Below are 10,121 nucleotides of genomic sequence, written 5' to 3' on the forward strand. Positions count from 1 at the left end.
AATGGGGCACGTGCGCTTATGTACCAAGCTGTTCCCGCCAGCACGTCGCCCGAGCAAGCCGAGGCCGTCATGCAGCGTTGGAAGGATTTGTACCCTCAGATTGGCAACAAGCTTACCAGCCCGTATCCGCACATGATCGAAACCCTGGCCGAGCTCAAGCATCGCGGTGTTCGTCTGGGCGTTTTGTCGAACAAGTTCGATCAAGGCGTCCATGACGTGATCGATCAGCACATGCCCGATCTGTTCAAGGTGATGTACGGAGAGTGCGACCAGATCCCTCGCAAGCCCGATCCCACGGGCCTGCTCCGAACCATTTCCGAACTGGGCTCGACGCCCGACCGCACTATCTACGTGGGGGATTCCCCGGGTGACATCAAGGTGTCGCGCAATGCCGGCACGTTCGCCATGGGCGTTGCATGGGGGTATCATGATGCGGCGCATCTTCAAGAAGCGGGCGCGGATATCGTGATCGAGGATGCGCGAGACTTGCTCAACTTCGTTTAATGTTACAATAGCCACCGCGCCTCCGTAGCTCAGGGGACAGAGCACCGCTCTCCTAAAGCGGGTGCCGCGCGTTCGAATCGCGCCGGGGGCACCATTGGATGCTGCAGGTCATCGGTTTTCAACCGGTGGCCTGTTTTGTTTCAGGGCGAGCGCGAGCCGCACCGCCGCGCCCACGCGCACGCGCACCGCCGCGCCCACGCCCGCAAGCAAGTTCCCGCTACCTGGCCGCAGCCTTCTTGAACGATGCCGTTACCGTGACCCCTCCAGAGGGATTGCGCGTCATCTTGATGGCGCCCCCATGCGCGTCCATGATGCTTTTCGCAATGGAAAGCCCCAGTCCGTTCCCGCCCGTTTCTCGAGAGCGCGCCTTGTCGGCGCGATAGAATCGATCGAATACCCGACTTAGATCCTCGCTGCTCACTCCCACGCCGTTGTCCGAAACCAGCAGCAGAGCCGACGCTCCGCGTTCTTCGACTGATACTCGAATCGCATCGCCTTCCTCGGTGTATTTGAGCGCGTTGTCCAGCAGAATGGCCAGAAGCTGCTGCAGCTTGTCCCGATCGCCTTGCACCAAGACGTTGTCCGATGTGCGCACGGTTAGCGTTTTTCCCTCGGCCAGCGCCAGATCCTCATAGGCCGCCGCGACGCCGCTTGCCAGAGCGCCAAGGTCAAGCTCGGTCATGTCGGCTGCATTGTCCTCCGCGTCTGCGGTGGTCAGCGCCAAGAGGTCTTTGGTCAGCCGGGACAGCCTTCCCGCCTCTTCGATGGTGATGCTGATGTCTTCGAACTTGTCGATGATCCTAGCGTGAGGCTCTTCCAGCAAAAGCTCCTGCGTCGTACGTATGACGGTGAGGGGCGTGCGCAGCTCGTGCGAGGCGTTCTGAACGAACTCCGTTTGCTTTTCCCATGCATCGGCTATGGGCCGCAGCGTTTTGCGCGACAGCGCGTAGCTGGCGCCCGCGCAAACCAGAAGCGCTATCGATAAGCCGACAATCAAGGTAAACCTGAATTGCTCCAGGATGGCTATCTCCGAATCCACGTTTACGATGGTTTGCAGGTACGCAATCCCGTCCGCAGCGGGCTCCACGCGATAGTTCGCCGCGCGATAATGATGCCCGTTTTTCTCCATGAGGTACGCCGTGTCCAAAACGCTGGGATCGAACGGCAGGGTCTCGAAGAAATTGGGATACGTGGAGTAGATGCCGAACGTATCCATCACGGTTCCGTCGCTTGCGCGCGCAAGTAGGACGGTCTGAGGATTCTCTTCCAGGCTTTCTTCGACTATCTGGCTTTGGGGCGTCTCGCTGGCAACTTCGCCTTGCGCCGGCGGAACCTCGGCCTCTTCTTGCGCCGGGCTTTCGTCGTTCGCGTCGGTTTTCACTTCGGTGCCCGTTGCCAAAGATTGGTCTTCTCCAACGCCGACCATGAGTATTTGCTGGTCGACGGCTCTGAAGATGTTGGCGTTGACCGTTTGGTACACGAATGCGCCTAGCGCGGCGAATATCAACCCGAACACAACAAAGAACAGGGCTGCGTAGCGAATGGACACCCGCTTCATGCGCGCGCTCTCACGCATGGTCGTCCTCGTCCGTTAACAAGTAGCCTACGCCTCGAATGGTTTTCAGGTACGCATCGTATCCGAAAGGCTTGAGCTGCTTGCGGATGGCGCTCACGTATACTTCCACAACGTTTGACGATGTGTCGGAAAGAAAGCCCCATACCTTGTCGAACAGCTGCGACTTCGATATGAGCTGCCCCTGGCGACTGACCAGGTACTCAAGGGCGTCAAATTGCTTGCCCTTCAACTCGATAGGGCGGCCTTCGATTGATGCGGTTCGGTTCGTCGGCGAAATGATCAGCTGCTTGAAACTGAGGTCAGCCGATCCGTACAGTCCCATGGTTCGTCGAAGAATGGCCTCGATGCGCAGCAGCAGCTCGTCTTTGTCGAACGGTTTTACCAGGTAGTCGTCAGCTCCCGTCCTGAATCCGCGCGCCTTGTCGGCAATGGTCCCCTTGGCAGTAAGGATGAGCACCGGCGTGAACACCTCGTTCTTGCGCAGCTTTTCCAAAACTGAGTAGCCGTCCATTTCGGGGAGCATGAGGTCAAGCACGACCAGGTCGTAAATGCCTTCTTTAGCGAAGAAGTAGCCTTCCGCCCCGTCGAATGCCTGATCCACGTCGTAGGTCGAGGAAAGGCATCGCTTGATGGCGTTCGATAGGTTGCGATCGTCTTCGACGATAAGAATCTTCATGGTTCACCCACCTTCAGTTGCGCCCATTCTATCATCGCATCCTTAAACGATCCTGAAGCGGGAGGTGGAGATATCTCCACAGATGAGAGCACGCTTTTTAAGGGTTTTTTAAGGGGCCTTTCGATAGTATGCGCAGCGTGAAGTTGACGGATGCGAAAGAAAGGCATTCCCATGAACGATTCCAAGACTAGCAACGCATACAAGATTCTTGTCGTCATGCTTTCGGTGGCGATTCTGGTAACCGGCGGCCTGCTGCTGGCGAAAACCATGAACAAGGACACGTCGATGACGGCGGTCCCCGTTGGTTCCGCCTCGCTTGGAGGCGGCGATCAAAACGCTTTCACGACCGACGAGGCGTAACCACGAGCTTGGCGGGCGTGGGCCTGCATGATGAACAACGATAGGAGATAGCATGGTAAGGAACGTCGTCAAAGTGGTCGTGGTGGTGGTGCTGTGCGCCGCGCTGGGCGGCCTTGGGTATCTGCTGTACCAGCAGACCAATTCCGCTGCCGTCCCCGAAGGCGAAATGATGCCCACCGGCACGGTTGCCAAGGGCACGGTGGTGAAGCAGGTGAAGGGCACGGGCGAAGTGAAGGCCGCTCAGGTCGAGAAGCTGAAAATGCCCAAATGGCGCTACTTCAAAGACTCCGAGGTGCCGCTGAACAAGGTGATTCCGGCGGGCACCGTGCTGGCGAACTTCACGTACGGGGATCCGTTGGTGGCTCCGTACGACTTGGTTGTTCTGTCCAAGAGCCTTCCGAAGGCCAAGGAAGAAGTAACCGAGGAGCATTACATCGAAGTGGCGCGCGTCAACGCCATGCATGTTGAGTTCGACGTCCACGAAAGCGATCTTTCCACCCTTTCCGAGGGGCAGGCTGCCCAGGTTGTGCTCGGCTCCAACGAAGGTAAGACGTTCGAGGGCAAGGTAGTGAACATCAACCAGGTGGGCACGTACAACTCCACCGGATCGAAGTACAAAGTGACCATCGAGATCCCCAACGACGGCAGCATTCTGATTGGCATGACGGCGAACGTGCGCATCAACGTGGGCGAAGCTGCCGATGTCCTGACGGCGCCGGTGAGCGCTATCGTGGATGCGGGCGGCGGAAAGACCACGGTGCTCGTGCAGCGCGAGGGCGGCATGATGGAGCCTGTCGAGGTTGAGACCGGCTTGTCGGACGGCAAAATTGTCGAGATCAAGAGCGGCCTTAACGAAGGGGACGCGGTCGTCCTGAACGAAGCGGGAGCGGGCGGCGGTGAAATGCCCGGTGAAGAAGGCGCCGGCGCAATGATGCTTCCGGCTGCGGGTTAGGCGCTCTCATGATTTCCATGACCCATCTTACAAAAACCTACCGCATGGGAGACGACGAGGTGCGCGCGCTCGACAACGTGAGTTTCCAGGTGAAGCGCGGGGAGTTCGTTGCCATCGTGGGGCCGTCGGGTTCGGGCAAGTCCACGCTCATGAATATGATCGGGCTTCTGGATTCGCCTGATTCGGGCACGTACTTGCTTGACGGCGAAGACGTTTCCCGTATGTCGGACGATCGGCTTGCCGGCGTGAGGAACCGAAAGATCGGCTTCGTATTCCAGCACTTCAACCTGCTGGGGAACATGAATGCGCGAGAGAACGTGCGTCTGCCGTTGCTGTACCGGGGCATGCGCGTGGCGGAGGCCGACCGTTTGGCGAATTGCATGCTGGAGAAGGTTGGGCTTGCCGGGCGCGAGAAACATCGGCCAACCCAGCTGTCCGGCGGCCAGCAGCAGCGCGTCGCCATTGCGCGCGCTCTTGCGGGCACGCCCGAAATCTTGTTGGCGGACGAGCCTACTGGCGCGCTTGATTCGCGCACGAGCGTCGAGATCATGGACATGCTCAAGGAACTGAATGCTCAAGGGCAAACCGTGGTGCTGATCACGCACAACCCCGAGCTTGCCCTGGAGGCGAACCGCACTGTGACCATAGCCGACGGCGTGCTGTACGAGGAGGTGAAAGCCGTATGAAATGGGTGCAGATAGCGAAAGAGGCGTTGGGCAACGTTGCGCGCAACAGGCTTCGCACGGCGCTCACCATGCTTGGGCTGATCATCGGCATTTCCTCGGTGATCGTTCTCGTGGGCATGAGCGACGGCTCGAACCGCCAGGTTTCCGAGCGGATGAAGGCGCTCGGAGGCGATGTCATCTCGGCGCTTTTGTTCGAGGCGTCCCTTGATTACAACGACCTGTCGTCCATATCCGAGCTTTCGAACGTTGCGAAGGTGGCTCCTGCAAAAAACGTGAACGCTTCGGTGAGCGTTGGCGCGAAGCATTCGAGCCGCGCGACGGTGGAGGGGTCTGACGAGCAGTATCTGGCTGCCCGGAACCTGGAACTGGCCGCGGGCCGCAATCTTTCCTCGGTGGATCGCGCCAACAAGTCGAACGTTACCGTGCTGGGCGGTTCGGTTGCTCGCGATCTGTTCGGCACCACCGACGTGGTGGGCCGTACGGTCAAGATCGGCGGCAACGAGTTCACCGTGGTGGGCGTTCTCAAAGAGCAGGGCGCGTCCATGGGCCTCAGCACGGGAAGCGTGGTGATTGTCCCGATTCCCGCCGCGTACGCTTTGGGCGCCGACGGCAAGATCGATTCGGTGTATGTTCGCGCAACGGACGAAAACAGCGTTCAGCAGGTAAAACAGGCGGTGTCGAGCTATCTGAGGGTCGACAAGAACATCTCGCCGTTCAATTTCGTCGTGAACACTCAAGACGAAATGCTGAACGCGGGCGGCTCCATCAACAAGACCATGACGGTCCTTCTTGCCGGGGTTGCCAGCATATCGCTGCTGGTTGCGGGCATCGGCGTTATGAACGTCATGCTGGTTTCGGTTGCGGAGCGCATCCGCGAGGTGGGCATCAAGAAGGCTCTTGGCGCTCGCTGCGGCGACATCATGTTCCAATTCTTGGTGGAAGCCCTGCTCATAAGCTTGTTGGGCGGTACGCTCGGCATCGCGTTCGGCGTGGGCTTCTGCAAGCTGGCCGAGTTTGTCGGCATGGCCTGCGTGGTTTCCCCGTCCATTGTGGGCATCGCGTTCGGCGCAAGCACGTTTATCGGCCTGGTTTTCGGTATTTTCCCCGCGTACCGGGCTTCGAAGCTGCGGCCTATCGAAGCTTTGCGGCAAGAGTAGCAAGCGGGCGCCCGGATTCCTCCCCCGGGCGCCTTGCTTGGCGCTTAGCGAAGGCGCGCGTGGTCCGCGTCGCTGCGCAGACCGATGGGCGAACGCTTTTTCCTGTCGGCTGGCTTTTGCGTGGTGAGCAGTTCTTCGGGGGTTGTTTCGAGCGCGTCGGCTATCTTCACAATGACGGAGAGCCGAGGATCGGCAAGCCCGCTTTCTATCTTGTTGAGAAACGGGCGTCCTATGCCCAGCATGAGGGAGAACGTGTGCTTGTTTATCTTGGCTTCAAGGCGCAGACGCTTGACGTTTTCGGCCAGAACATACGAGAGCCTTCCTTCGTCAAACTCCTGATGAGAAGGGTTATTATGTCCCAAGCCTGAATGCATGAAGAACAGGCTACTGCCAGCCAAGGGAAACGGCGTAACCGCCAGAATACGTTTCTGCACTAATTCGGAAAATGTGCGCTTTGTACCCAGCGCATGCCTATTTTATGGTTGTAATCGATCGATGCTACAATATATGCCATACGCGTCGAATCTGCGGATGCCGGTATATGGACGGTTTGCGAATCGTTTGGGCATCGGGGGGTTCGGGTAGGTTTTGAAGACTGAGGCCCTGGCAGCCGATGCCTTTCGCCGACGGGGAGACGGTGCATGGCTCGTTCTGTACCGCGCTCCGTTCGCGCGAAGGGTCGTTGAGGAGAATATATGGCGCCAAAAAACTCTCGCACCAGCCGTCCCGCGGCCCGTTCGTCTCGCGCTCCCCAATCGGCGCGCGCCGTTCGTTCGGCGAAGGCTGCGCAATCGGGGCGGATTGCTTCTCGGGCTCAAGCGGGCTCGTTTTCCCAGGGCGGTGCGGGCGAGCCCTCTTCGTACGCCGGCTATCGATCGGCTTACACGCCGGGCAGCCAAGGATCGGGCGCGAACGGTGCCTACGGCCGACAAACTGCGGTAAGCCAGTACTCCCGCAACAACGCGTCTTATTCGACCGCATCTTCTCGCAAGTCGAATCGTGGCAAGAAGATTGCGGTTGGCGTGCTCGCGGCGTTGCTGGTGGCTGTTGTGGGCGGAGGAACGGCGTTTGCTTTCTGGATGGACGGCGTCAACAGGCAGCTCAACCAGGGCACCAAGTCCGAATCCGAGCTGAGCGCCATCAGCGATGCGCTGAAGCCGGTCTCCAATCCGGCGTTTACCGAGCCGTTCTACATGATGCTCATCGGCTCCGACCGTCTTGACGACGACCCCTCTGCCGGCGCGCGTTCCGATACCAACATCGTTGTGCGCGTCGATCCCGCCAAAAACCAGGCGACCATGGTGTCCATTCCTCGTGACACGAAAATCGAAATCGACGGATACGGCACGAACAAGTTCAATGCCGCGTACAACTACAGCGGCGCGGCTGGTGCCATCAAAGAGGCCAGCAAGCTTTTGAACGTGGATATTTCCCACTATGCCGAGGTCAACTTCGAAGAGCTGAAAGGCCTGGTCGATGCCGTGGGCGGCGTGGACATCGTGGTGGACGAGCGGGTTGACGACCCCGACGCCGACGGAACGTCCGCGCATCCGGAATGGCCGCGCGTCATCATCGAAGAGGGCGAGCAGCATCTTGACGGCAACCAGGCGCTCGTGTTCGCGCGCAGCCGTGCGTACGTCGACGGCGACTTCACGCGTACGGCCAACCAGCGCAAGCTGATCATGGCGATCGTCAACAAGGTGCTCGCTTTGCCCGTTACGGAGCTTCCGGGCGTTATTCAAAGCGCTGCGCAAAGCGTGACCACCGACTTGTCCGTGAACGACATCATTTCGCTGGCGCAGCAGTTCCGCGATGATGGCGAGCTGACCATCTACTCGGCCATGCTGCCTTCGTACACCCAGTACATCAACGAGGTGTCTTACGTTATCAACGACGCCGAAAAGACTAAAGAGATGATGAAGGTTGTCGACGAAGGCGGCGACCCCAGTGGAATTACGTCTGCTGGCGGCCCCTCCGTTTCGTCGAGCACGTCCAATTCGGGCGGCAGTTCGGGATACGTGGATAACTCCCTATATTACGGAGGGTCCTCCTCAGGCTCGACGAGCAATCAAGCGCCGGCTGCGGGAGGCACGGGCGCGACGGGCTCCGGCACCGGATCGGGGGGAGGCACGGGCGGCGCGGGTTCTTCCGGCGCGGTTGGCGCCGGGGGCTCTGCGGGCACCGGCTCGGGCGATGCGAACGCTCCTGGTGGAGGCGGAGCTTCGGGCTCTGCAGGCGGTTTGGCTGCCTAGCGTGCCTTGTGCGCGGTTTGCGGGGCATTTTGTCCGATGGGGTGTATAATCGCTACAACCTTGCCCCTTCTGGACAGTCGTGAGATGTTGGTGTCGTGAACATGCGGTGGAAATATAAGGGTGTCATGCGGCGACTCGTCGGATGGGATTCGCCGTATTTTTCGCGTACTCTTATTGCGCTCGGCTTGTCTGTAGCGATAGTCGGAGTGGTCATATTCGGCATTTTCAACTCGTTTTCCCGCTTTCTGAATGCCGAATTCGTCGTGATGACAACCGAGAGCATGAGCGACTATACGCTTGCTCAGAAAGTGGAGGTTGAATCTTCCATCCACGAAACGCGCGGCGTTCTTTCGTCTATGCGTGCGCTTGCCGAATCCATCGATCTTGAATCTCAGGGTGAGATGTACGCGACGTACTTGCAGTCGTGGAACGAGAAGGGGCTGTTTCGGGTTGTTTACTCTTCCATAGAGGAATTGGAAGCAGGCTTGGAAGTCAACGTTCTTTGGAAGGACGAGCAGATCGACATTCTCACTCGACTGAAAGCAGGCCAGTCGGTGGTTTCCGAGGTGCGCAAATCCGAGCGCTACGACGGCTACTATTATAGTGTTGCAGAGCCGGTGGTGAAGGATGACCGCGTGGTTGCCGTGCTGAGAAGCGTGGTCGATGCTTCCACGTTGCTGCAAACAAGCCAGGAGGACACCCAGGTTACGTTGATATCCTCGCTGCTGGTTAAAAAAGACGGATCCATCATTCCCGTGCGCCAAAATACGGAAGGATTGGCCGGGGTCAATCTGTTCGAGCTGCTGGAAGAGCGCGGGTGCTCGCTGCAGGCCGTGGATCAGGTGCGCTCGGGCATTCAAAAAGACAACGAAGTGATAACCACCGTGATCGGCTCCGATGGCGGCTCGACCGTGTTTATGACGATAGCGCCGTTAGGGATCAACGATTGGAACATCGTCAACTTTACCGAAGAGAGCGATCTTGCTCGGCATGCCGAGCATATCCTGGAGGGGACGGTAACAACGGGCGCCTCGCTGGTTGGCGTTGGCGTTGCTGCGTGCGTGATCATGGTTTTTGCGGTGGGCGGCATTCGTCGTCGAGCGCGTCGCGATGCGGAGCGCTATACGGTGCTCGCCGAGTTCTCCGATACCGTACTGCTTGAATATTCGTACGCGACCGACGTTCTTGAGCTGACGCCGAACGCGCGCGAGGTGTTTCGGTTGGAGGAGCTGTCGGCTCAGTCCTATCTTGAGCGCGGACGGTCTTTGATCGACGTGTGCGAAGATGACTACGACGCTCTAGTTGAAGCGCTTGAAAACCCGCATCCAAGCGAGACGCGCGTGGTGCTGTGCCGCGTTCGGTCGATTTTGGACGAGTATCGCTGGTTCAGCTTCACGTTCCGCTATTTGTACGAGGGGTCGCAGCCGTATCGCGCGGTCGTGAAGATTGTCGATGTCGACGACCAGCGGAAAAAGGAAGAGCGACTCGAACATCGGCTGAGGCTTGACGGGCTGACCGGCGTGCTAAACAAACTTGCCGTTCAGGAGCGCATAGAGACTATGCTCAACGCAGGTGATCCCGGCATCCTGTTCGTGATCGATGTGGACGATTTCAAGCTGGTGAATGATTCGTACGGTCATTTGGCGGGCGACCGCGCACTTGCGACCATCGCTCGGGTGCTTCGCGAGGTCTTCGATCGGCGCGGGGTTGTCGGTCGAGTGGGCGGGGACGAGTTCGCGGCGTTCGTTTTGTCGGACGATGGGCTTTCCGATGCTCGGGAAATTCAGGCCACTTTGCGCGCGCAAGCGAAGGCGGTCTCCCTTGAGATGGGATTCGACTTGGGAATGAGCGTTGGCACGGCGTTTTTCCCGCAGGACGGCAAAACCTACCAAGAGCTTTTCGATGCTGCCGACAGCGCAATGTACGAAGAAAAGCGAGACAAAGACTCCCTGTAGATG

The 10,121-nt window shown here is 58.8% G+C and carries 10 protein-coding genes and 1 tRNA gene; 8 read left to right on the forward strand and 3 right to left on the reverse strand.

All coding sequences use genetic code 11. The features are described from left to right. The coding region (locus ACMNI9_RS09500) for an HAD family hydrolase (protein WP_418831793.1) at window positions 1-504 on the forward strand (504 nt) is incomplete at its 5' end. An 18-nt stretch (window positions 505-522) separates the two neighbouring features. After that, a tRNA-Arg gene (locus ACMNI9_RS09505) sits at window positions 523-598 on the forward strand. Between the two features lie 123 nt (window positions 599-721). Here ACMNI9_RS09505 and ACMNI9_RS09510 read toward each other — a convergent pair. Then, window positions 722-2,080, reverse strand: a complete 1,359-nt coding sequence (locus ACMNI9_RS09510; protein ID WP_418831795.1) for a sensor histidine kinase — start codon at window positions 2,078-2,080, stop codon at window positions 722-724. Continuing rightward, complete coding sequence (locus ACMNI9_RS09515) at window positions 2,073-2,756, reverse strand: response regulator transcription factor (RefSeq protein ID WP_225749585.1); 684 nt, start codon at window positions 2,754-2,756, stop codon at window positions 2,073-2,075. The genes ACMNI9_RS09510 and ACMNI9_RS09515 overlap by 8 nt, the downstream gene beginning before the upstream one ends. A 171-nt stretch (window positions 2,757-2,927) precedes the next feature. Between ACMNI9_RS09515 and ACMNI9_RS09520 the strand changes: the two genes are divergently transcribed. Genes ACMNI9_RS09520 through ACMNI9_RS09535 form a run of 4 tightly spaced genes read left to right on the forward strand, consistent with a single transcriptional unit; the run spans window position 2,928 to window position 5,911 of the window. Beyond that, window positions 2,928-3,116: a hypothetical protein gene (locus ACMNI9_RS09520; protein WP_147269858.1), complete on the forward strand. Its 189-nt coding sequence runs from the start codon at window positions 2,928-2,930 to the stop codon at window positions 3,114-3,116. A gap of 52 nt (window positions 3,117-3,168) precedes the next feature. Next, on the forward strand, window positions 3,169-4,068 hold the full coding sequence (locus ACMNI9_RS09525) for an efflux RND transporter periplasmic adaptor subunit (RefSeq protein WP_114566639.1): 900 nt from the start codon (window positions 3,169-3,171) through the stop codon (window positions 4,066-4,068). 8 nt (window positions 4,069-4,076) lie between these two features. Continuing rightward, window positions 4,077-4,754, forward strand: a complete 678-nt coding sequence (locus ACMNI9_RS09530; protein WP_114566638.1) for an ABC transporter ATP-binding protein — start codon at window positions 4,077-4,079, stop codon at window positions 4,752-4,754. Continuing rightward, on the forward strand, window positions 4,751-5,911 hold the full coding sequence (locus tag ACMNI9_RS09535; protein ID WP_418831798.1) for an ABC transporter permease: 1,161 nt from the start codon (window positions 4,751-4,753) through the stop codon (window positions 5,909-5,911). The genes ACMNI9_RS09530 and ACMNI9_RS09535 overlap by 4 nt, the downstream gene beginning before the upstream one ends. Before the next feature lie 44 nt (window positions 5,912-5,955). Here the strand turns inward: ACMNI9_RS09535 and ACMNI9_RS09540 are convergent, their stop codons facing one another. Then, a complete protein-coding gene (locus tag ACMNI9_RS09540; RefSeq protein WP_181792541.1) occupies window positions 5,956-6,273 on the reverse strand; it encodes a helix-turn-helix domain-containing protein in 318 nt (105 codons plus the stop codon). Between the two features lie 333 nt (window positions 6,274-6,606). Here ACMNI9_RS09540 and ACMNI9_RS09545 point away from each other — a divergent pair, with 333 nt between their 5' ends. Then, window positions 6,607-8,163 carry an LCP family protein gene (locus ACMNI9_RS09545; protein ID WP_114566635.1) on the forward strand — a complete coding sequence of 519 codons (1,557 nt, stop codon included), beginning with the start codon at window positions 6,607-6,609 and terminating at the stop codon, window positions 8,161-8,163. A gap of 185 nt (window positions 8,164-8,348) precedes the next feature. Continuing rightward, window positions 8,349-10,118: a GGDEF domain-containing protein gene (locus tag ACMNI9_RS09550; RefSeq protein ID WP_225749583.1), complete on the forward strand. Its 1,770-nt coding sequence runs from the start codon at window positions 8,349-8,351 to the stop codon at window positions 10,116-10,118. Window positions 10,119-10,121: the final 3 nt, after the last annotated feature.

The organism is Paraeggerthella sp. (assembly GCF_048427265.1).
Lineage (GTDB): Bacteria > Actinomycetota > Coriobacteriia > Coriobacteriales > Eggerthellaceae > Paraeggerthella > Paraeggerthella hominis.